Annotated in this window: 19 protein-coding genes and 1 tRNA gene; 15 read left to right on the top strand and 5 right to left on the bottom strand. The window is 73.1% G+C overall.

Annotated features, from left to right (window positions below; genetic code table 11):
• Window positions 1-190: 190 nt before the first annotated feature.
• Both QFZ71_RS12970 and QFZ71_RS12965 read left to right on the top strand, forming a co-directional pair.
• Window positions 191-1,453: a cell wall metabolism sensor histidine kinase WalK gene (locus QFZ71_RS12970; RefSeq protein ID WP_307668390.1), complete on the top strand. Its 1,263-nt coding sequence runs from the start codon at window positions 191-193 to the stop codon at window positions 1,451-1,453.
• On the top strand, window positions 1,450-2,130 hold the full coding sequence (locus tag QFZ71_RS12965) for a response regulator transcription factor (RefSeq protein ID WP_003968183.1): 681 nt from the start codon (window positions 1,450-1,452) through the stop codon (window positions 2,128-2,130). The genes QFZ71_RS12970 and QFZ71_RS12965 overlap by 4 nt, the downstream gene beginning before the upstream one ends.
• 101 nt (window positions 2,131-2,231) lie before the next feature.
• Here the strand turns inward: QFZ71_RS12965 and QFZ71_RS12960 are convergent, their stop codons facing one another.
• A complete protein-coding gene (locus tag QFZ71_RS12960) occupies window positions 2,232-2,930 on the bottom strand; it encodes a DUF461 domain-containing protein (RefSeq protein WP_307668389.1) in 699 nt (232 codons plus the stop codon).
• A gap of 889 nt (window positions 2,931-3,819) precedes the next feature.
• On the opposite strand from QFZ71_RS12960, the gene QFZ71_RS12955 reads away from it, so the two are divergent.
• The 11 genes from QFZ71_RS12955 (at window position 3,820) to QFZ71_RS12905 (ending at window position 16,523) form a co-directional block, all read left to right on the top strand.
• Window positions 3,820-4,302 (top strand): CarD family transcriptional regulator, encoded by a 483-nt coding sequence (locus tag QFZ71_RS12955; RefSeq protein WP_003953493.1) that lies wholly within the window; start codon window positions 3,820-3,822, stop codon window positions 4,300-4,302.
• 493 nt (window positions 4,303-4,795) lie between these two features.
• Window positions 4,796-5,563: a 2-C-methyl-D-erythritol 4-phosphate cytidylyltransferase gene (gene ispD, locus QFZ71_RS12950; RefSeq protein WP_307668388.1), complete on the top strand. Its 768-nt coding sequence runs from the start codon at window positions 4,796-4,798 to the stop codon at window positions 5,561-5,563.
• On the top strand, window positions 5,553-6,068 hold the full coding sequence (gene ispF, locus QFZ71_RS12945; protein ID WP_307668387.1) for a 2-C-methyl-D-erythritol 2,4-cyclodiphosphate synthase: 516 nt from the start codon (window positions 5,553-5,555) through the stop codon (window positions 6,066-6,068). Before ispD ends, ispF begins: the two co-directional genes overlap by 11 nt.
• 172 nt (window positions 6,069-6,240) lie before the next feature.
• Window positions 6,241-6,855, top strand: coding sequence for a GNAT family N-acetyltransferase (locus tag QFZ71_RS12940; RefSeq protein WP_373465194.1), 615 nt, complete (start codon window positions 6,241-6,243; stop codon window positions 6,853-6,855).
• Between the two features lie 31 nt (window positions 6,856-6,886).
• Complete coding sequence (locus tag QFZ71_RS12935; RefSeq protein ID WP_307668386.1) at window positions 6,887-8,416, top strand: ABC transporter substrate-binding protein; 1,530 nt, start codon at window positions 6,887-6,889, stop codon at window positions 8,414-8,416.
• Window positions 8,417-8,420: 4 nt separating this feature from the next.
• Entirely contained in the window at window positions 8,421-10,151 is a 1,731-nt protein-coding gene (locus QFZ71_RS12930) for an ABC transporter permease subunit (RefSeq protein ID WP_307668385.1), read from the top strand.
• Window positions 10,148-11,476, top strand: a complete 1,329-nt coding sequence (locus QFZ71_RS12925; protein WP_307668384.1) for an MFS transporter — start codon at window positions 10,148-10,150, stop codon at window positions 11,474-11,476. Before QFZ71_RS12930 ends, QFZ71_RS12925 begins: the two co-directional genes overlap by 4 nt.
• A gap of 82 nt (window positions 11,477-11,558) precedes the next feature.
• Window positions 11,559-11,963, top strand: coding sequence for a PPOX class F420-dependent oxidoreductase (locus tag QFZ71_RS12920; RefSeq protein WP_307668383.1), 405 nt, complete (start codon window positions 11,559-11,561; stop codon window positions 11,961-11,963).
• A gap of 203 nt (window positions 11,964-12,166) precedes the next feature.
• Window positions 12,167-13,567, top strand: coding sequence for a cysteine--tRNA ligase (gene cysS / locus QFZ71_RS12915; protein ID WP_307668382.1), 1,401 nt, complete (start codon window positions 12,167-12,169; stop codon window positions 13,565-13,567).
• 98 nt (window positions 13,568-13,665) lie between these two features.
• Entirely contained in the window at window positions 13,666-14,622 is a 957-nt protein-coding gene (gene rlmB / locus QFZ71_RS12910) for a 23S rRNA (guanosine(2251)-2'-O)-methyltransferase RlmB (RefSeq protein ID WP_307668381.1), read from the top strand.
• 263 nt (window positions 14,623-14,885) lie between these two features.
• Window positions 14,886-16,523 carry a DoxX family membrane protein gene (locus tag QFZ71_RS12905; protein WP_307668380.1) on the top strand — a complete coding sequence of 546 codons (1,638 nt, stop codon included), beginning with the start codon at window positions 14,886-14,888 and terminating at the stop codon, window positions 16,521-16,523.
• A 244-nt stretch (window positions 16,524-16,767) separates the two neighbouring features.
• Here QFZ71_RS12905 and QFZ71_RS12900 read toward each other — a convergent pair whose 3' ends face one another.
• The 3 genes from QFZ71_RS12900 to QFZ71_RS12890 form a co-directional block, all read right to left on the bottom strand.
• On the bottom strand, window positions 16,768-17,484 hold the full coding sequence (locus QFZ71_RS12900) for a nucleotidyltransferase family protein (protein ID WP_307668379.1): 717 nt from the start codon (window positions 17,482-17,484) through the stop codon (window positions 16,768-16,770).
• A 63-nt stretch (window positions 17,485-17,547) separates the two neighbouring features.
• Complete coding sequence (locus QFZ71_RS12895; protein ID WP_307668378.1) at window positions 17,548-17,961, bottom strand: hypothetical protein; 414 nt, start codon at window positions 17,959-17,961, stop codon at window positions 17,548-17,550.
• Between the two features lie 232 nt (window positions 17,962-18,193).
• Window positions 18,194-19,330, bottom strand: coding sequence for an ABC transporter ATP-binding protein (locus QFZ71_RS12890; RefSeq protein ID WP_307668377.1), 1,137 nt, complete (start codon window positions 19,328-19,330; stop codon window positions 18,194-18,196).
• Between the two features lie 177 nt (window positions 19,331-19,507).
• Here QFZ71_RS12890 and QFZ71_RS12885 point away from each other — a divergent pair.
• Window positions 19,508-19,581: transfer RNA gene (locus QFZ71_RS12885), tRNA-Thr, on the top strand.
• Window positions 19,582-19,682: 101 nt separating this feature from the next.
• On the opposite strand, the gene QFZ71_RS12880 is transcribed toward QFZ71_RS12885, so the two are convergent.
• Complete coding sequence (locus QFZ71_RS12880) at window positions 19,683-20,720, bottom strand: hypothetical protein (RefSeq protein WP_307668376.1); 1,038 nt, start codon at window positions 20,718-20,720, stop codon at window positions 19,683-19,685.
• Between the two features lie 282 nt (window positions 20,721-21,002).
• Between QFZ71_RS12880 and QFZ71_RS12875 the strand changes: the two genes are divergently transcribed.
• On the top strand, window positions 21,003-21,179 hold the full coding sequence (locus tag QFZ71_RS12875) for a hypothetical protein (RefSeq protein ID WP_307668375.1): 177 nt from the start codon (window positions 21,003-21,005) through the stop codon (window positions 21,177-21,179).
• The last annotated feature ends 11 nt before the right edge of the window (window positions 21,180-21,190 follow it).

Genomic DNA, 21,190 nt, shown 5'->3' with positions numbered 1-21,190 from the left:
CCTCTCCAGTTCCAACTGAGGCCGGGGTCTCGGACCGACCCCCACGGTGCCACGGTGAGGGCGCAACGCGTCCGGATCCGGCCTCCTAAGTGAACCGGCCCCCACCCCTCGGTGAACTCTGGGCGACGAGTGTTCGAGATGGCACTCGGACGGCTGGGAGGGATGCGTCGCACGCGCATAACCTGGAAGCATGGACGTGAACGCGGCGGTCGCCGCAGCAGCAGCGATCGCCGGGCTGTGTACCGGTGTGATCGCCATGCTGGCGTTCCGCTGGAGCGAGCGCGACCTGAAACGGCCCACGCGTACGTCGCTGCGGCCGGACGGCAACGCGGCCCTTCCTCCCGGAGTGGACACCGTCCTCTCCGTCCTCAGCTCCTCCGCCGTCGTCCTCGACGAGAGCGACGGCGTGGTGAAGGCCAGCTCGGCGGCGTACGCCCTGGGACTGGTCCGGGGCGGCCGGCTGGCGGTGGAGCCCATGCTCAACATGGCCAGGGACACCCGGCGCGACGGCGAGATACGGCAGGTGGAGCTGGATCTGCCCCGGCGCGGCACGGGCCGGGGGGACACCCTCGCCGTATCGGCCCGCGTGGCCCCCCTCGGCTCGCGCCTGGTGCTGCTGCTGGTGGAGGACCTCACGGAGGCCCGCCGGATAGAAGCGGTGCGACGCGACTTCGTCGCCAACGTCAGCCATGAGCTGAAGACCCCGACCGGGGCGCTCTCGCTGCTGTCCGAGGCCGTCATGGACGCCTCGGACGACCCGGAGGCGGTGGAGCGGTTCGCCGGGCGGATGCAGATCGAGGCGACCCGGCTGACCAACCTCGTACAGGAGCTGATCGACCTCTCGCGGGTGCAGAACGACGACCCGCTGGAGGACGCCGAGCCGGTCAAGGTGGAGACGCTGGTCGCGGAGGCGATCGACCGCTGCCGCCAGCAGGCCGGTTCCAAGCAGATCACCATGGCCTCCGCGGGGGCCGAGGGCCTCACGGTCTGGGGCAACCGCGGCCAGCTCGTCGGCGCCCTCGGCAACCTCGTCGAGAACGCCGTCAACTACAGTCCCGCCCACACCCGCGTCGGCATCGCCGCGCGCCGCCTCGCCTCGCAGGGCGGGGACCTCATCGAGATCGCCGTCACCGACCAGGGGATCGGCATCTCCGAGAAGGACCGCGAACGGGTCTTCGAACGGTTCTACCGCGTCGACCCGGCCCGCTCACGGGCCACCGGTGGCACCGGTCTCGGCCTCGCCATCGTCAAGCACGTGGCCGCCTCGCACGGCGGGGAGGTCACCGTCTGGAGCTCCGAGGGCCAGGGCTCCACCTTCACCCTCCGGCTCCCCGAAACGGGTGCCACGAGGGAGCGCACCACCGGCGGACCGCTTATCGTCAACGGCGACGACGAGGGGCCGTACGAGACCGACACCTTTGACCCGATCCCCGCCCCGGAGGCTCTTCCGTGACCCGAGTGCTTGTCGTCGAGGATGAGGAATCCTTCAGCGACGCCCTGTCCTACATGCTGCGCAAGGAAGGGTTCGAGGTCGCCATCGCGGCGACCGGCCCCGACGGGCTCGACGAGTTCGAGCGCAACGGCGCCGATCTGGTCCTCCTCGACCTGATGCTGCCCGGCCTGCCCGGCACCGAGGTGTGCCGCCAGCTCCGCAGCCGCTCCAACGTCCCGGTGATCATGGTGACCGCCAAGGACAGCGAGATCGACAAGGTCGTCGGGCTGGAAATAGGAGCCGACGACTACGTCACCAAGCCCTTCTCCTCCCGTGAGCTGGTCGCCCGCATCCGGGCCGTCCTGCGCCGCCGCGGTGAGCCGGAGGAGGTCACCCCGGCCGCCCTGGAGGCGGGCCCGGTCCGGATGGACGTCGACCGGCACGTGGTCACCGTCTCGGGCGGCAAGGTCGATCTCCCGCTCAAGGAGTTCGACCTGCTGGAGATGCTCCTGCGCAACGCGGGCCGCGTGCTGACCCGGATGCAGCTCATCGACCGGGTCTGGGGCGCGGACTACGTCGGCGACACCAAGACCCTCGACGTCCACGTGAAGCGCCTGCGCGCCAAGATCGAGCCCGACCCCGGCGCGCCGCGCTACCTCGTCACCGTGCGGGGCCTGGGGTACAAGTTCGAGCCGTAGACCGAAGCACAGCACACGCCGAAGGGGCGCTTCCCGGCCGGGAAGCGCCCCTTCGGCGTACGGAGACCGTCTGCGCGGCTACGGGGCCGGAGCCCGCCGCGTCAGTGCGCCGCGGGCGCCGAGGCGGCGGCGCCGGCGCCCTGCGTGGCCGCGTCGCCCTGCGTGCCGGTCTCGCCCTGGGCGCCCTCGGCGGGGGCCCCCGTCTCGCCGGCGGTGTCACCGGAGCCGGAGGGGGAGGCGGAGCCCGACGGCTTCGCGCTGGGCGTCGTGGCGGGCGCCTCCGCCTTCGGGCTGGGACCGAAGTCCTTGAAGAAGCCCTCGGCGGGGAAGACGCTCGCACCGAGGCCGACGTCACCGGTGCGGCTGAGCTTGAAGACGACCTGCTGGACGTCGCCGTTACGGGCGGCCTCGCCACCGTTCTCGATCACGGCGGCGGCGTTGCCCTTGCCGCCGATGGTGACCTGGCCGCCGGCCGGGACCACGATCGGACCCTTGCCCTTGGCGGCCTGGAGCTTCACCTCGACGCTGCTGCCGGGCAGCGTGATGGCCTCCAGCACCTCGCGCTCGGTGCCCTCGTTGAAGAGCGTCGCGGCGACGACGGCCGGGCCGTTCCCGCCGCCCTCGGGCTGCGTGATGACGTTGACGTTCTGGACCTTGATGCTGCCCACCGAGGTGGCCGCGTTGTCCGGCCTGATCTTGAGCGTCTCGGCGTTGTTGCCCGCGGCGCAGGCGGACAGGGAGACGATCGAGAACGCGGTGGCGGTGGCGGCGAGAGCGCCGTGTCGAAGGCTGCGGCTCACGGCGGCGGCAACTCCTTGAACGATCGGACTGCGGGCTTCGGACGTCGGGCTCGGGCGGTGGTGTAAAGCCGCCCTAAGGGTGTGTCAGCGGCATTAGGCTACCGAGCCGCCTCGCCCGCCCCGCACCCGACCCGCCCCTACGTCCCCGCCACTTCCCCGACGGACCCCTGGCGGGTCCCCGAAGGACCCCCGGCGGGTCCCCGTCCGGGGGAGCGGGGAGGTCCGCCGGGCGGCCACACGAAGGCGTCCGGACGGCGTCCCCGGCACGTACGAGCCCTCTGCGACGGAGGTACGGGCCTGCCCTGACGCGTACGCCTTCCCCCGGCGCGTACGAGGGCGCGTACGAGCCTCCCGCGGCGGCTTCCCGGCACGTACGGACCTTCCGCGGCGGGTACGCGTCTTCGGCCGAGGGCACGCGGTGTTCTACCGGCGAGTACGCCATGTGCTGTTCATCTATTCCGCGTGATCAATTCTTCCGGCCGCGCCCATCTGCGACGCGGTGTCCGCCCGTGCCGCGGCTTCTTCCCTTTCCCGGCTTCCCACAGGAAAGGAGGTCGGCGGCATGTGGCTTGATCAATTCATAGCGGCCGGACACTTTCGTCCGTACGGGTGAGCGATCACCGAACGGAGTACGGAAAGATCACCGCCGCGAACCCGACAAAACGGGACGTTCGTCGTCTTCTGTAGGGCTTCCGGGCCGTGTGGCGCAGACGTTTCGCCTCGGCCGCACAACGGCTCCGACCTGCGAATACCGCTCTCCGGAAGCCTTCCGCAGCACGTCCGTGTTGCTGTTGTCAAGCCCCGAGATATGCCCTGACCTGCGAAAACGCCATTCAGGAGAGGCGATTCTCGTGTTACTCTGGATAGCCACGGAAGGGGTACCTGTCACATGACGTTCAAGGTTGGCGACACCGTGGTCTATCCCCATCACGGGGCCGCGCTGATCGAGGCTATCGAAACTCGCCAGATCAAAGGCGTGGACAAGACCTACTTGGTGCTCAAGGTCGCCCAGGGCGACTTGACGGTTCGTGTGCCGGCGGACAATGCGGAGTTCGTGGGCGTGCGCGACGTGGTCGGGCAGGACGGGCTGGACCGGGTCTTCGAGGTGCTGCGCGCGCCGTACGCCGAAGAGCCGACGAACTGGTCCCGGCGTTACAAGGCAAATCTCGAGAAGCTCGCCTCCGGCGATGTCATCAAGGTCGCGGAAGTCGTGCGTGACCTGTGGCGTCGGGAGCGCGAGCGCGGTCTCTCCGCCGGAGAGAAGCGCATGCTCGCCAAGGCCCGCCAGATCCTGGTGAGCGAGCTCGCCCTCGCGGAGAACACGAACGAGGACAAGGCCGAGGCTCTGCTCGACGAGGTCCTCGCGTCCTGAAACCGGATCGCACCGGTCATATGAATGTGCTGCGGTGCCCGCTGACCAGTCGTTTTCACGCTGCGTCGTCGGGCGCTGCGGCATGTTCGGACCCTGATGCGCTTCGGTACGCCATGCCGGTGCGCGCCACGCGCCCACGGGCGTGCCGGAGACGGCGCACCGCCACGGAGGCGGTGACGTGTACGACCCCGGACGCCGTGACGCCGGACACGCGGATGCGCGTCGTCCGGAGCCGTGTACGGCGCCCGGACGCCGGTGGTCCTCGTGCCCGTGGTGCGATCCGCGTTGCGGGGACCGCCGATGCGGAGCGGCTCCCGGTGCTCTGCGAGCCCTGCGCGCGACCCGTCCTCGACCGGGTGTCACGGAAGGGGCCCGGTGCGAGGCGGGGCGTCCCGCCCGGCTCGCTTGGCCCCCTACCCATGTCGGTCGTGGAAACAAACCTGCCGAACCCCCGGACCTTTACCGACCTCTCGGACCCCTCGGAGTGCACCCGATGTCATCGACGCCACCCCCGACCGACCGGCCGCGCCCTCCCCGTACCGCCGCGGTGATCCCCGCGGCCGGACGGGGCGTACGGCTGGGGCCGGGCACGCCCAAGGCCCTGCGCGCGCTCGGCGGGACGCCCATGCTGATCCACGCCGTCCGCGCCATGGCCGCCTCGCGGGCCGTCTCCCTCGTCGTGGTCGTCGCCCCGCCGGACGGAGCGGCCGAGGTGAAGCACCTCCTCGACGCGCACGCGCTGCCCGAGCGCACCGACTATCTGGTGGTGCCGGGCGGTGAGACCCGCCAGGAGTCCGTACGCCTGGGCGTCGAGGCGCTGCCCGAGGACGTCGCGGTCGTCCTGGTCCACGACGCCGCCCGCCCGCTGGTACCGGTCGACACGGTGGACGCGGTGGCCGGGGCCGTACGGGACGGGGCGCCCGCCGTCGTTCCCGCGCTGCCCCTCGCGGACACCGTGAAGGAGGTCGAGCCCGCCGGGTCGCCCGGTGCGCCGGAGCCGGTGCTCGCCACCCCCGTACGGGCCAGGCTGCGCGCGGTGCAGACGCCGCAGGGGTTCGACCGGGCCACGCTGGAGCGGGCGCACGCCGAGGTCGCGGTCGAGGGAGAGGGCGCCACGGACGACGCGGGCATGGTGGAGCGGCTCGGCGCGCCCGTGGTGGTCGTCCCCGGCCACGAGGAGGCGTTCAAGGTGACCCGGCCGCTCGATCTGGTGCTGGCCGAGGCGGTACTCGCCCGCAGGAGGGCCCACGATGGTTTCTGAGGCCCCCGGCGCGGGAAGCGCCGCCCCCGTCATCCCGCTCGTCGGGATCGGCACCGACATCCACGCCTTCGAGGAGGGCCGCGAGCTGTGGTGCGCGGGCCTGAAGTGGGAGGGCGAGGGCCCCGGCCTGGCCGGCCATTCGGACGCCGACGTCGTCGCGCACGCCGCCTGCAACGCGCTCTTCTCCGCCGCCGGCCTCGGCGACCTCGGGCAGCACTTCGGTACCGGCCGGCCCGAGTGGTCCGGGGCGGCGGGCGTCACCCTGCTCACCGAGGCGGCCCGGATCGTGCGCGCCGAGGGCTTCGAGATCGGGAATGTCGCCGTCCAGGTCGTCGGCCTCCGCCCGAAGATCGGCAAGCGGCGCGACGAGGCCCAGAAGGTGCTCTCCGCCGCGGTGGGCGCCCCCGTCTCGCTCTCCGCCGCCACCTCCGACGGCCTCGGCTTCACCGGCCGCGGCGAGGGCATCGCCGGGATCGCGACCGCCCTGGTCTACCGCACCGGCTGACCCCGCGCACGGGTCCGGCGGGCCGGCCGGACCCGGCATACGGGAGCCACGGACCAGGGACCCGGCCCGCCTGTTGCACATCGCTTGCACATACGCTGAAGGTGCAAGCGATGTGCGGCATGGGGCGGGAGTGGTACCGGTGGCCAGCGCGACCACGGTGACGACGGGGGCGGTGGCCGACCGGACCGGCACGGGCCTCGGGCGCGCCGGAGCCGGCACACGGGCCGGGGAGCCCGGCTACGTCCTGCGCACCGCGACCGCCGACGACCTCGGCGGGGCGCGCGCCGTGATGCTCGACACCGTCTACCGCGACCTGAGGTCCGGTTACGTACCCCGCTGGCACGCCGACATCATCGATCCCGAGGCCGCCTACCTGCGCCCGGAGCGCTGCACCCTGCTCGTCGTCGAGCACCGCGGTGAGATCGTCGCCACCGGGGCCGTCCGCGACCGGGGCCCGCAGGCGCCGCCCAACCCGCGGTGGGTCGCCGACCGTTTCCCCTCCGGGACCACCGCGCAGCTCTGCCGGATCTACGTGCGGCCCGAGCACCGCCGCCACGGGCTGGCCCGGCGGATGGTGCGCGCGCTGGGCGGGTTCGCCGTACGGGCCGGGGGGTACGAGGCGCTGTACCTGCACACCGACCCCGCCGTGCCGGGCGCCGAGCCCTTCTGGCGTTCGCTGGCCCACGAGGTGTGCGACGAACGGACGCTGCCCGGCGGCGGGCAGGGGATCATCCACTTCGAGCTGCCGATGCCGGTCCTCGATGCGGCCTCCGACCCCACCGTTTAAATGATAATCGTTTTCATATAAGGTCGCTCCCATGTCCACGCCCCGCCGCCTCCGCCGCACCGCGCTGCCCCTGGCCACCGCCGTGCTCGTCGTGTCCACCGCCACCGCCTGCACCTCGTCCGCAGACTCCGGCTCCGGCGACACGGGCGGGGACCGGCGGCTGAAGGTGGCCCTGGCCTTCCCGCCCGCCCGGGCCATGTCCCCGTACGGCGACGACGCCGTCATCCTGAGCCGGCTCGCCGTCGTCGAAGGGCTCACCCGGCTCGACCGGAACGGGGCGGTGCAGCCCGCGCTCGCCGCCTCCTGGAAACGCGACGGCGACCGCGCCTGGGTGTTCACCGTCCGCCGGGGCACGGTCTTCCAGGACGGGACGAAGCTCGATGCCACCGCCGCGGCCCGCTCGCTGACCGCCGCCCGGAAGGCGTCCCCGAAGCCACGGGTGCTCTCCGACATCACCCTCACCGCGACCGCCGAGGGCGCGGACACCGTACGGATCACGACGAAGGACCCCGACCCGCTGCTGCCGCAGCGGCTCGCCAACCCCTCGCTGAGCATCCTCGCCGCCGCCGCGTACCGGGACGGCGGCACGGTGGACCCGGCCGGACACGCCACCGGCCCCTTCACCCTCACCGACGTCAACGGCGCGGTCAGCGCCACCCTGGAGCGCAACGACGCCTACTGGGGCGCCGAGGCCGAGGCCCCCGGCCTCGACGTGAGGTTCGTCGCCGACGGCACCGCCCGCGCCAACGCGCTGCGGACCAAGGACGTGGACATCGCCGAATACGTCCCCATCTCCCAGGCGTCGCTGCTCGGGGACGGCCTGGTCCACGCGTTCCCCTCCGCCCGCACCAACGGCCTCTCCCTCAACACCCGGCGCGGCGTCTTCGCGGACCCGGCGATGCGCGCCGCCGCCCGCGAGTCCATCGACGCGGGGGCCCTGGCCGACGGCGTCTACGAGGGCCGCGCCGACACCGCCCGGGGGCTGCTCGGCCCCGGTGTCCCGTGGGCCGCGAAGCTGCGCACCGCCCCCGCCGGACGGGCGAAGGCCGCCGCCCCCGCCGAGGTGAGGAAGACGCCGCAGATCGTGCTCGCCACCTACACCAACCGGCCCGAGCTGCCCGAGGCCGCCACCGTCGTCCAGCAGCAGCTGGAGAAGCGCGGCTTCACCGTCAAGCAGGTCGTCCGCGACTACGCGCAGCTGGAGGCCGACGCGCTCGCCGGGAAGTACGACGCGTTCATCCAGGCCCGCAACACCCTCCTGGACACCGCCGACCCCGTCTCCTACCTGGCCTCCGACTTCACCTGCGACGGCAGCTTCAACATCTCCCAGCTCTGCGCGAAGCCCGTCGACGCCGCCGTCGACCGGGCCGCCTCCCTCGCCGGCACCGACGCCCGCCACCGGGCCGAGATGGCCGCCGAGGCCGCGATCCTCGGCACCGACGCCCTCGTCCCCCTCGTCCACGAACGCTTCGTGCAGGGTTACGACGAGACCCGCGTCGAGGGCGTCGCGCTCGACCCGATGGAACGCACCCTCATCACCGCCGACACCCGCGTCGGGTGACCGCGTGAAGCACCTCGCCGGACGGCTCGGCACCCTGCTCGCCGTCGTCGCGGTGATCGGGCTGCTGCCCTGGCTGACCCGGACCGACCCCGCCCGCACGATCCTCCACGCCCGGTACGCCGACCGGGCCCCGACCCCCGAGACCCTCGCCGCGATCCGCGCCGAGACCGGACTCGACGGCGGACCGCTCCCCGTGCTGGGCGACTGGCTCGGCGGACTGCTCCGGGGCGGCCTCGGCACCTCCTGGGTCTCCGGGCAGCCCGTCGGACCGGACATCGCGGCCGCCCTCGGCAACTCCCTCACCCTGATGGGCGTCTCCCTCGCCGTCGCCGTGCTGCTCGCCCTCGCGCTGAGCGCGGCCACCCTCCGGCGCGGGGCCGCGCGCCGGATCGTCCGCGTACGCGCCGGAGTGGGCGCGGCGGTTCTCGCAGCCCTCCCGGAGTTCCTGCTCGCCGCCGTCCTGGCCACCGTGTTCGCCGTGCACCTCGGGTGGCTCCCGGCGCTCGGCTGGGGCGCCCCCGACCAGATGGTGCTGCCCGCGCTCGCCATGGGCGTCCCGGCCGGAGCCCTGCTCGGCCGGCTGCTCGACGACGCCCTGCCCGGCGCGTTCGCCGAACCCTGGGCGCGGGCCGCCGCCGCGAGCGGGATACCGGGGCGGATCGTCGCCCGGCACGCCCTGCGCCGGACGCTGCCGGGACTGCTGCCCCAACTCGGCCTGGTCGTGGTCGGACTGACCGGCGGCGCGGTCGCCGTCGAGACCCTGTACGCGATCCCCGGCCTCGGCGGTACGGCCCTGGCCGCCGCCCTCGCCCAGGACCTGCCCGTCCTCCAGGCGGCCGTGCTCGTGCTGCTCCTCCTCGGGGTCGCGGCGGGCCTCCTCTCCCGCACCGCCGCCCGCGTCCTGCTCGGCCCCGCGCTCACCGAACGCGCCCTGCCCGCCCTCGTCGCGCCCCGGTTGCCCGGCCGCCGCGCCCTCGCCGTCACCGCGCTCGTCCTCGGCGGCCTGCTGATCGCCGTCACCGTCGCGGGCCTCCTGCGCGACCCCCTCCACGTCGACACCGCCGCCCGTCTCGCCGGGCCCTCCGCCGCCCACCCCTTCGGCGCCGACCACCTCGGCCGCGACGTCCTCGCCCGCCTCGGCCACGGAACCGCCCGCACCGCGCTGGCCGCCGTCGCGGTCGGGGCCGCCACCCTGGTCCTCGGGCTGCTCCTCGGAGCGTTGCGCGCCGGGGCGCTCACCGAGACCGCGAACGCGCTCCCCGCCGTCCTCGCCGGACTCGTCGTCGCCGGTATCGCCGGACCGGGCCCCCGGGGCGCGGCCGCCGCCGTCGCCGCCGTCGCCTGGGCCCCGCTCGCCGCCCACACCGCCGCCCTGTACGCCCAGGAGAAGGCGGCCCCGCACCTCGCCGCCGCCGTCGCCCTCGGCGCGGACCGGGCCCACCTGCTGCGCCGCCACGTGCTGCCCGCGGTCCTCCCGCCCGTCGCCCGGCACGCCCTCCTCCGCGTCCCGGCCGTCGCCCTCGCCCTGGCCTCCCTCGGCTTCCTCGGCCTCGGCACGCAGCCGCCCGCGCCGGAGTGGGGCCGGATGCTGTCGGAGAACATGCCGTACGCCGAACGCGCCCCGTGGGCCGTCCTCGCCCCCGCCGCCGCGCTCGCCGCCCTCGGCGCCCTGGCCGTCCTCACCTCGGCGGCCGTACGCGGGCGCACCCCGGCGGGACCGAAGGGCGCACGATGACCGCGCGGCCTGACGGGCGCCCGGCGAACGCGCCCGCGCGCACCCCGGCCACGGAGGTCCGCCGCCGCCCCCGGCTCGCGAGCGCCCCCACCCCCTACCTGCGGCTCCTCACCGCCACCCAGTTCGCCTTCAACACCGGCTTCTACGCCGTCCTGCCCTACCTGGCCACCCATCTGGGCAGCGCCCTCGGCATGGCGGGCTGGCTCGTCGGACTCGTCCTCGGACTGCGCACCTTCAGCCAGCAGGGCCTCTTCGTGGTCGGCGGCGCGCTCACCGACCGGTACGGACCCCGCCCCGTCGTGCTGGCGGGCTGCGCGCTGCGGATCGCCGGGTTCGGCTGGCTCGCCTTCGCCGGCTCGACGGCCACCGTCATCGCCGCCGTCCTCCTCATCGGCCTCGCCGCCGCGCTGTTCTCCCCGGCCGTGGAGTCCGAGGCCGCCCGCGAGGCCGTCCGGCACGAACGCGCCACCGGCACCCCGCGCGCCCACGTCCTCGCCCTGTTCTCCGCCGCCGGACAGGCCGGGGCGTTCCTCGGGCCGCTGCTCGGCTCCCTGCTCCTGCTCCTCGGCGGCGGCTTCCGGTCCGCCTGCCTCGCCGGGGCCCTCGTGTTCACCGGCGTCCTGGCCGGCCACGCCCGCCTGATGCCGCACCCCGACCGCGTACGGGAGGCGGAGGCCGACGCCACCACCCGTACGGCCCGACCGGGGCGACCGACCCGGCGGGCGGTGTTCACCGACCGGGCCTTCCTGCTGCTCTGCCTCGCCTACAGCAGCTATCTCGTCGCGTACAACCAGCTCTACCTCTCGCTGCCCGTCGAGGTGGTGCGGGCCACCGGCTCGGAGGCCGTGCTCGGCTGGCTCTTCGCGCTGTCCTCGCTGCTCGTCGTCACCGTCCAGGTGCCGCTGACCCGCTTCTCCGCCCGCCGGATCGCCCCGCGCACCGCCCTGGTCACCGGACTCGCGGTGGTCGCCGCCGGATTCGCCGCCGTACCGCTCACCCCTGCGGGACCCGGCGGACTGCTGCCCGCCGCCGCGTTCGTCGTCCTGCTGACCCTGGGCCAGATGCTGCTGGTCCCCGCCGCCCGGGGGCTGGTGCCGGACCTGGTCGAGGATCGGCACCTCGGGCTTGCCACCGGGGCGCTGTCCTCCGTGTCCGGGATCGCCGTCCTCGGGGGCAGCGCGGCGACCGGCGCCCTGCTCGACGCGCCCGCGCCCGTGCGGTGGGCGGCGCTCGCGGCGGTCCCGCTCGCCGGGGCGGCGCTCGCGTTCACCCTTCCGGCGGGACGCGGGGGGAAGGAACCGGGAGCGCGCGCGGTTGCCGGGTAGGAGCAGCACGGGACGACGGGACCGGTCCGCCGGGCCCCGACCCCGTACCGACCGAACCGCAGCACACAGGAGGACGCCCCGCATGACCGCCGCACTCTCCACCGAGCTCAGGAACCTGCTCGACACCCCCGTCTTCGTCAACATCGCCACCATCCAGCCCGACGGCAGCCCCCAGGTCTCGCCGGTCTGGGTCAAGCGCGACGGCGACGACGTGCTGATCTCCACCACCCTCGGCCGCCGCAAGGAGAAGAACCTCCGCCGCGACCCGCGCGTCACCGTGCTCCTCCAGCCCTTCGACGCCCCCTACAGCTACGCCGAGATCCGGGGCGAGGCCACCCTGACGACCGAGGGCGGACAGGAACTGATCGACGAGCTGTCGGTGAAGTACACCGGCAAGCCGTACGCGGAGTTCAACCCGGACTCCGCCCAGGACGCCCCCCGCGTCGTCGTCCGGATCTCCCCGCGCAAGGTGGTCGGCAGCATCTGAGGCCCGCCGGGAGGGGCGGGGAGAACGGAGGAGGAGGGGAGCGGGCCGGAGCGACCGAAGCGGCAGGAAGCGGCCGAACCAGGACCGCCGGAGCCCCGGAGAGCGCTCCCCGGAGCCCATCCGGCCGTCCCGGTACCAGAAAGTTGTCCCCGCGATCCCCCAAGGGTCGCGGGGCACTGGTGTCGGCCTACTACCCTTGAGGGGTGACTATTCGCCTGCACGACACCAACGCCCGGCAGATCCGTGACTTCGTCCCGCTCACCGCGGGCTGCGTCTCGATCTACCTCTGTGGCGCCACGGTCCAGGCGGCTCCGCACATCGGCCACATCCGCTCGGGCCTGAACTTCGACATCATGCGCCGCTGGTTCGCGTACCGCGGCTACGACGTCACGTTCATCCGGAACGTCACCGACATCGACGACAAGATCATCACGAAGTCCGCCGAGCAGGGGCGTCCGTGGTGGTCGATCGGCTACGAGAACGAGCGCGCGTTCAACGACGGCTACGACGTGCTCGGCTGCCTGCCGCCCACCTACGAGCCCCGTGCCACCGGCCACATCCCCGAGATGATCGAGATGATGCGCGGCCTGATCGAGCGCGGCCACGCCTACGAGGCCGACGGCAACGTCTACTTCGACGTGCGCTCGCTCCCCAGCTACCTGGAGCTCTCCAACCAGGAGCTGGACGATCTGCGCCAGCCCTCCGGCGAGGGTGAGACCGGCAAGCGCGACCCGCGCGACTTCGCCATGTGGAAGGCGGCCAAGCCGGGCGAGCCCAGCTGGGAGACCCCGTGGGGCCGCGGCCGTCCCGGCTGGCACCTGGAGTGCTCCGCGATGGCCCACAAGTACCTGGGCTCCGCGTTCGACATCCACGGCGGCGGCATCGACCTGATCTTCCCGCACCACGAGAACGAGATCGCCCAGGCCACCGCGTACGGCGACACCTTCGCCAATTACTGGGTGCACAACGCCTGGGTCACCATGTCCGGCGAGAAGATGTCGAAGTCGCTGGGCAACTCGGTCCTCGTCAGCGAGATGGTCAAGCACTGGCGCCCGATCGTCCTGCGCTACTACCTGGGCACCCCGCACTACCGGTCGATGATCGAGTACAGCGAGGAGGCCCTGCGCGAGGCCGAGTCCGCGTTCGCCCGCATCGAGGGCTTCGTCCAGCGCGTCACCGAGAAGGTGGGGGAGACCGTCGCCCCCGCCCCCGAGGTGCCGCCCGCCTTCGCCGAGGCGATGGACGAGGACCTGGGCGTCCCGCAGGCGCTGGCGATCATCCACACCACCGTCCGCCAGGGCAACAGCGCACTGGCCGCCGACGACAAGGAAGCCGCCGCCGCCCGCCTCGCCGAGGTCCGGGCCATGCTCGGCGTCCTCGGCCTGGACCCGCTCGACCCGCACTGGGCGGGCGAGAACGACCGGGGCGAGGACCTGCACGGCGTCGTCGACACCCTCGTGCGCCTCGTCCTCGACCAGCGGCAGTCGGCCCGCGACCGCAAGGACTGGGCCTCCGCCGACGCCATCCGCGACCAGCTCAACCAGTCCGGCCTCGTCATCGAGGACAGCCCCAGCGGCCCCCGCTGGACGCTCGGACCGCGCTGAGCACCGTCGCCCAGCAGCGCAGATGTGCCGCCCGGCGATCCGGGCGGCACACTTTCCCTATACGTACGCACGTCTGAAAGCAACGAAACAGGTAGATCATGGCCGGGAACAGCCAGCGCAGGAACCGCCGCACGTCCAACAAGAAGGGCATGCAGGTCGGCAGCGGTGGCCAGCGACGCCGTGGCCTGGAGGGCAAGGGCCCGACCCCGCCCGCGTCCGCCCGCAAGGGACACAAGAAGAACCGCGTCGCCAACGCCCAGGCCAAGCAGGCCGCCGCCCGCCGCCCCGCGCCCCGGCGCGGCGGCGTGAAGGGCACCTCGGAGATGGTCGTCGGCCGCAACCCGGTCTACGAGGCCCTGCGCGACGGCGTGCCCGCCGTGACCCTGTACGTCCAGCAGTACATCGACAACGACGAGCGCGTCCGCGACGTGCTCAAGCTCGCGGGCGACCGCGGCACCATCAACCTGATGGAGGCCCCGCGCCCCGAGCTGGACCGGATGACGAACGGCCTGAACCACCAGGGCCTCGTCCTCCAGGTCCCGCCGTACGAGTACGCCCACCCGGACGACCTGCTCGCCGCCGCCGACGAGAACCACGAGGACCCGCTGATCGTCGCCCTCGACGGGGTGACCGACCCGCGCAACCTCGGCGCGATCGTCCGCTCGGTCTCCGCCTTCGGCGGCCACGGCGTCGTCGTGCCCGAGCGCCGGGCGGCCGGCATGACCGCCGGCGCGTGGAAGTCCTCGGCCGGAACGGCGGCCCGCACCCCCGTCTCGCGCGTCACCAACCTCACCCGCGCGCTGGAGGGCTACCAGAAGGCGGGCCTCACCGTCGTCGGCCTGGCCGCCGACGGCGAGCACACGGTGGAGGACCTGGAGGAGCTGGACGGCCCGGTCGTCATCGTCATCGGCAGCGAGGGCAAGGGACTCGGCCGGCTCGTCGGCGAGACCTGCGACTACCGGGTGCGGATCTCGATGCCGGGCGGCGCGGAGTCGCTCAACGCCGGTGTCGCGGCGGGCATCGTGCTGTACGAGGTGGCGCGCCGCCGCGCGTAGCCCGTACCCACGGGCCGCCGAGCGCAGCCCGTACGCCTCACGTCTCCTCACGGGGCCGTCACGTGGAGCCGTACGTTCCCTCCGGGGCCGTCACGCGGGTTCGCGGGGCGGCCCCGGAGGCGTCTCGGGCATGCCGTCCGCCAGCGTTGACGCGCGAGAGCCGAACACCCATCCAGGATGCCCGAGTTTGGCCTGATCTTGACGGGTCTCGGACAGATTCCGTGCGGTCGAGGCAGTGTCCTAAACACACATCACTCGGTTAGATGAGTGTGGACACCAGAACGCCTCGGTTCGACGAGCAACCCGCCCTGAGCATGACCAAGGTGGACAGCGACCCCGCGCAGGTCATCGTCAACCACGCCAGCTTCCGGGTGCAGCTCGCCCCGGGCCAGCGCCCACGGCTGCGCGGTGCCCCCGCGGAGACGGCCCGCATCCCCGCCATGAGCGGCGCCGGCGGCGGCCGCAGGCGGGCACCGGTCGTCTGGAGCGGGAAGTCCGCTCCCGGCGACCCCGGCGCGACCGGCCTCCTCCAAGCCGTACGCAACTCCACCGCCGGACACCTCGACGCCGGGCTCGGCGGGTCGTCCGGAGGCGGGCACGGAGCGGGCGCGACCCAGGTCATCCCGCTCCTGGAGGAGACGCAGCCGAACCCCGTACTGACCGCTCCCCACCCCCCGGAGCGCACCGGCCCGCTGCTGCCGCCCATGCGGCAGGCGGTCGGCGCCTACGACGACCCGGCCGACGCTTCCACCGGCCCCGGCGGCTACGACGAGGACGCCGACGCCCCGGACTCCGCCGAGGCGGCCGAGGCCCGGCGCGGGACGGGCGACCCCGTCCGGCACGCCTACTACCCCGGCCGCCGGATGAACCTGGGCGTCGTCCTGCTCCCCATGCGGGTCCTCCTCGGCTTCATCTCCATCTACGACGGCATGGGCAAGCTGTGCGACCCCGTCTACTTCGACGGCGGCGAGCGCGGCTCGATGGTCAGGTTGCTGACCTCCCTGCACCCGTGGGCGGTGGCCGAGCCCCTGCGCGACTTCGCCCTCTCCCACCCGGTCGGCGCCGGACTGACCGTCGCCTTCCTCCAGGTCGTGGTCGGCGTGCTCACCGTCCTCGGCCTCTGGCAGCGGGTCGCCGCCGCGTTCGGCGCGCTGGTCTCCGCCGCGCTGCTGCTCACCGTCAGCTGGCGCTCGGTCCCGGTGTACGACGCCCCCGACATCATCCTGCTGGCCGCCTGGTCCCCACTGATCATCGCGGGAGCCCCGGTCTACTCCCTGGACGGCCGGCTGGCCGGGGAGGCCTGGCGCACGCTCGGCCCGCGCTCGGCGCTCTGGGACCTGCGCCGCCGGGTCCTGCGGCGGGGCACCGTCATCGCCACGGTCGTCGTCGGCCTCACGCTGCTCATCGGCTCCATCCTCGGCGGCGCGGTCCGCTCCACCGAGGTCGTCACCGTTCCCGACCGCTACGACAACCCCACCAACCGCCTCCCCGGCATGCCGCTGCCCGAGGAATCCACGGGCGAGCGCGAGCCGTCCCGGGCGCCGGAGCGGCGGGAGGAGCCGCAGCCCACCCCCTCCGGCACCGCGACCACGCCCACCGCCGGACAGACCGGCCCCGGAGCGACCCGCGACACCGGCGGTCAGAGCACCGGTTCGGACAGCGCCCAGCCCAGCCAGACCCAGGGCACGGGCCAGGCGCCGCCGCAGCAGACCGCCCCGCAGGAACCCCCGCCCGCCACCACCGCCGGCCCCACCTCCGCGGGCTCCACCGGCGGTGACGGCTCCTCCGGCGGCTCCACCGGTGGCGGCGAACCGGAGCCCACCGGCGGCACGACCTCCTCCGGGGGCGAGGGCTCGACCTCGGGCGGCGGCCGGAACCCCATCGGGGGCCTCCTCGGCTGACCCGTACGACACCCGTAGGGCACGGGCGGCCGGCCCATACGACCGCGACCGTACGAAGGGGCGGCCCCCGTCCGGACGGAAGATCCGGGTGGGGGCCGCCCCTTGTGCGCGGCACGGGCGGAGCCATGGGGTTCAGGGCCCGCAGGCGCGGCTCAGGGCCCGGCGATGTGGGCGGGGGCGAGCGGAGACGCGGGCGGAGGTGCGCGGACCGGGGCGGGTGGGCCGGGATCCGCGGAGAGGCGCGTCAGTCGCGGTGGGAGCCGAGCTCGCGGGCCGCCTCGGTGAGGTCCTTCGCGGTGTCGATGGCCCGCCAGTACGCGCCGTTCGGCAGCGGATAGCCGGCCAGGCGGCGTTCGCGGGCCAGCCGGGGGAACGTGGTCCGCTCGTGGTCGCCCCGGTCCGGCAGCAGCTTCGTGAATTCGGGCGAGAAGACGTACACCCCGGCGTTGATCAGATACGGGGAGGGCGGCGACTCGATGAAGTCCGTGATGTGCCCGAACGCGTCCGTCTCCACCGCGCCCCAGGGAATCCGGGGCCGGGCGAGGGCGAGGGTGGCGGTGGCGTCGCGCTCCGCGTGGAAGGCGGCCATCTCCCGCAGGGAGAAGCGGGTCCAGATGTCGCCGTTGGTGGCGTACCAGGGCTGCTCCGGATCGGGCAGCCGGCCTGCCGCGTACTTCAACCCGCCGCCGCGCCCCAGGGGTTCGGTCTCCACGACGGTGGTGACCTTCAGCGGCAGCTCGGCCGACTCCAGCCACTCCTGGAGCACCTCGGCGAGGTGTCCGCAGGAGACCACGGCGTCGGTCACGCCTTCGGCGGCCAGCCAGGACAGCTGATGGCCGATGATCGGCGTCCCGGTTCCGGGGATCTCGACCATCGGCTTGGGGCGGTCGTCGGTGTACGGCCGCAGCCGCGACCCCTGGCCACCGGCAAGGATCACGGCCTGCGTCGGATACGTATGCATGCCAGGCACGATATGCGGTGCCCGGCGGTGGAGGGCGGCGCTCCGTACGGCCGCCCGGAGGCCTCAGCTGAACTGCGCGACGCCGGAGGCGAAGGAGGTGTCGCAGACGGGACGGGAGAAGCGGTGCGCACGGGTCGGGCCGTACTGCTCGACGGCCGCCTTGCCGAGCGCCCGCGCGATCGACATGCAGTGGCGGGCGAGCGAGGGGCGCTGCTCCACGGCGCGCTGGAGGCCCGTGAGCGCGGTGCCCGGGTCCTTCTCCTGGAGCTCCACGAGCAGCTTCTCGCGCAGGACGTCCTGCGGGGCGTGCGGCTTCGCGGGCTTGGACACGGTCTCCGAGGAGGCGGCAAGCAGCTGGGAGTCGTGGTCCGTCGCGGCCCACGGAACGGTGGTGACCGCGAGGGTCCCGGACAGAACCATGACGACGGGCAGGACGAGAGCGAGGGATCGGCCGATGCGGCGCGCGGTGTGGGTCACGCAGCGAGCGTAGCGGCCGGTGATGGCGTGACGACAATTCGTCACTCTCGTGGGGGATGGTTCGACGCGTCCTTTCGAATACGAGGTTGACGAACCGAGGTGAAATGCACCGTGTGCCGGGGTATTTCGCCCCGACCGCTGCCGAAACCTCCCCTCACCGGGACCACGCAAACGGCCCCGCGCCCCCGGAGTGTCGCCGGGGAGGCGGGGCCGTGCGTACGGCGGAAGCGCGTCAGTTGGTGAGGCGCTCACCGGTGGAGGTCGCGAAGACGTGCAGCTCGTCCGGGCGCGGGACGACGTGCAGCTCCGTGCCCTTCTCCGGGACGGCGCGGCCGCCGACGCGGACGACCAGGTCCTTGTGCTCGCCGCCGACCCGCGTGGAGCCGTAGACGAAGCCGTCGGCGCCGAGCTCCTCGACGACGTTGACGGAGACGGCGAGACCCGCCGGCTCGTCCGAGGAGCCCTTGGTCAGGGTCTTCGCGGCGGCGCCGCCGTGCTCGACGATGTCGAAGTGCTCGGGGCGGATGCCGACGGTGACGGTGGTGTCACCGCGGTCCGCGGCGGCGGTGAGGGCCTCGCGGGAGACCGGGACGACGCTGTTGCCGAACTTCACGCCGCCGTCGGTGATCGGGACCTCGACGAGGTTCATCGCGGGGGAGCCGATGAAGCCGGCGACGAAGAGGTTGGCAGGGCGGTCGTACATGTTGCGCGGCGAGTCGACCTGCTGGAGCAGCCCGTCCTTCAGCACCGCCACCCGGTCGCCCATGGTGAGGGCCTCGACCTGGTCGTGGGTGACGTAGACGGTGGTGATGCCCAGGCGGCGCTGGAGCGAGGCGATCTGCGTACGGGTGGAGACACGCAGCTTGGCGTCGAGGTTCGACAGCGGCTCGTCCATGAGGAAGACCTGCGGCTCACGCACGATCGCGCGGCCCATCGCCACACGCTGGCGCTGACCACCGGAGAGCGCCTTCGGCTTGCGGTCCAGGTACTCGGTGAGGTCGAGCATCTTGGCGGCCTCTTCGACCTTCGCCCGGATCGCGGTCTTGTTCACACCGGCGATCTTGAGCGCGAAGCCCATGTTGTCCGCGACGGTCATGTGCGGGTAGAGCGCGTAGTTCTGGAACACCATGGCGATGTCCCGGTCCTTCGGCGGCAGGTGCGTGACGTCGCGGTCGCCGATGCGGATCGCACCGCCGTTGACGTCCTCGAGACCCGCGAGCATGCGCAGGGAGGTCGACTTGCCGCAACCGGAGGGACCGACGAGGACGAGGAACTCGCCGTCCGCGATGTCGATCTCGAGCTGGTCCACGGCCGGCTTGGTGGAGCCGGGGTAGACGCGGGACGCCTTGTCGAACGTGACGCTGGCCATGGTGAATCTTCTCCTCAACCGGCAGGAACGTGCCGGACGATCCGAGTAGGGAGTGGTCTGGTCCACTGGAGCGAACCTGCCGTGACGCTACCTGGCGTTTCCCGATCTGTCAGTAGCCCCGAGCACACGGAAACCGCGGACGCCGGGGCCCGCGGGTTGGTTAGACTGCTCCGGCACGCCTCCTTAGCTCAGCTGGCCAGAGCAACGCACTTGTAATGCGTAGGTCGTCGGTTCGAATCCGACAGGGGGCTCAGAGGGAAGCCCAGGTCAGATGTTCTCTGACCTGGGCTTCTGTCGTCAGCGGACGCGGCAGCGACGGCGGGAGCCGGTCGTGCCGGGGCCCGGTGCGGTCTCAGTACCGCAGCAGCGCTGCCACGCCGCCGGAGTCGGGGAGCGTGCCGTCCGGAACGAACAGCACCTCCGACTCCGCCGCCACCGCGCCGTCCACCAGCCGTTCCACGATGTCGGTGGCGACACCGGGCGAGGGCGGCCGGACGTCGGGGACCGGGTTCGGCAGGGTCACGGGCTCGGGGAACGGGGTGGTCTCCAGTTCGCGGCCCTCGCCGACGATCCGGCCGGCCAGCACCAGCGACTCCTCCAGCACCAGCCGCCGCACCCGGCGGTCCGCGACCGCGGTCCACACCTGTTCCGGGCCGTCCGCGACCTTGTCCTGCCCGCGCGCCTCCCCGAGCTCCGACACCGCTTCGGCGGTCTGCCGGGCGTGGAAGTCGTCGAGGGCCGGTCGCAGCCGTTCGGCCAGGTTCTGTGCGGAGTCGTTGTCCATGCCGGCCAGCGCGAGCGTCCCGGCGACCGACCTGCCGTGTGCGGTGACGCCCTCGAACGAGGAGAGGATCTTCGTGCCCCCGATGACGAACAGCGGCAGCGGGCCGTGCGCGTCGAGATATCCGCCGAGGTGCCCGTCGACCGCCTTCAGGTACTGCTCCACCCGCTCCTCGTGCCCCCGGTACGGGGCGGTGTTCGGGATCGGCCCCGGTACGGCGTCCTCGGGTGACGGGATCTGCGGCGCGGCGGGGAAGCCGTGCTCCGTCACCTCGGTCAGCCTCCGCACCGAGCCGCGGTAGAGCCGGGACATCTCCTGGTCCAGCACGAGCACCAGGTACGGCCGGGAACGCTGTTCGGCGTCCACCAGGTACCGCGTGAGGAACTCGTCGGCGAACTCCACCCGCGGCCGGACGTCCTGCGGCGACGTCACGCGCCAGACCTGCACCGGCTCGTCCGCCGCCACGTACACGACCATGGCGTCACCGTCCGATGCCGGATCGGCCGCCCGCTCGATCACCTCGGGATCCAGCAGCCGGTCCCTCAGTTGCAGCCGCGCTTCCCGCTCCACGCCCGGATCGTCGGCCAAGCGGCGCTTGGCCTCCGTCACCAGGTCCCGCAGCAGAATGCGGTCCTTCTCGTTGAACCGGTAGTCCGGGGGTCGGTCGGCATGACCAGCGTGATCGCCGGGTACGACCGCGGCTTTCCCAGTTCTGTACGGATGTGGGAGGTAAGTTCAGAGATATGCACTTTGCGAGCATCACACCGATCCGTCCGCTCCGCACCGCGAGCGTCCGCCGGTCGCCGCGCCACCGCCCCCGCAGTACCGTGAGAGGGACGTCGACTTCTGAACGCCATGGCCTGGACGCGCTGCACGCGAGGAGGCTCGCTCATGGGGAAGAAGCAACCGGCGAAGGGGCACCACGGACTGGGGGCTCGGGGTCAGGGAAAGCTCGTGTACTTCCACGGGCAGGTGCCCGAAGCCGCGAAACAGCCCAAGGAACAGCAGATCGGCAAGAGCGGGACGCCCCACGACCACCGTAGGGAAGGCGGCCGCTGGGTCGAGTGAAGCGCCCCAGC

Source organism: Streptomyces sp. V2I9, from assembly GCF_030817475.1.
In the GTDB taxonomy this organism is placed as follows: Bacteria; Actinomycetota; Actinomycetes; order Streptomycetales; family Streptomycetaceae; genus Streptomyces.
Note: the sequence above shows the minus strand (reverse complement) of the source record. Positions and strands in the feature narration are given on the sequence as shown.

Excerpts from the sequence above, each read along its gene's own strand:
- QFZ71_RS12970 (WP_307668390.1), top strand. The coding sequence starts at position 191 with ATGGACGTGAACGCGGCGGTCGCCGCAGCAGCAGCGATCGCCGGGCTG.
- QFZ71_RS12955 (WP_003953493.1), top strand. The coding sequence starts at position 3,820 with ATGACGTTCAAGGTTGGCGACACCGTGGTCTATCCCCATCACGGGGCC.
- ispD (WP_307668388.1), top strand. The coding sequence starts at position 4,796 with ATGTCATCGACGCCACCCCCGACCGACCGGCCGCGCCCTCCCCGTACC.
- ispF (WP_307668387.1), top strand. The coding sequence starts at position 5,553 with ATGGTTTCTGAGGCCCCCGGCGCGGGAAGCGCCGCCCCCGTCATCCCG.
- QFZ71_RS12935 (WP_307668386.1), top strand. The coding sequence starts at position 6,887 with ATGTCCACGCCCCGCCGCCTCCGCCGCACCGCGCTGCCCCTGGCCACC.
- QFZ71_RS12925 (WP_307668384.1), top strand. The coding sequence starts at position 10,148 with ATGACCGCGCGGCCTGACGGGCGCCCGGCGAACGCGCCCGCGCGCACC.
- QFZ71_RS12920 (WP_307668383.1), top strand. The coding sequence starts at position 11,559 with ATGACCGCCGCACTCTCCACCGAGCTCAGGAACCTGCTCGACACCCCC.
- rlmB (WP_307668381.1), top strand. The coding sequence starts at position 13,666 with ATGGCCGGGAACAGCCAGCGCAGGAACCGCCGCACGTCCAACAAGAAG.
- QFZ71_RS12905 (WP_307668380.1), top strand. The coding sequence starts at position 14,886 with ATGAGTGTGGACACCAGAACGCCTCGGTTCGACGAGCAACCCGCCCTG.
- QFZ71_RS12900 (WP_307668379.1), bottom strand. The coding sequence starts at position 17,484 with ATGCATACGTATCCGACGCAGGCCGTGATCCTTGCCGGTGGCCAGGGG.
- QFZ71_RS12890 (WP_307668377.1), bottom strand. The coding sequence starts at position 19,330 with ATGGCCAGCGTCACGTTCGACAAGGCGTCCCGCGTCTACCCCGGCTCC.
- QFZ71_RS12875 (WP_307668375.1), top strand. The coding sequence starts at position 21,003 with ATGGGGAAGAAGCAACCGGCGAAGGGGCACCACGGACTGGGGGCTCGG.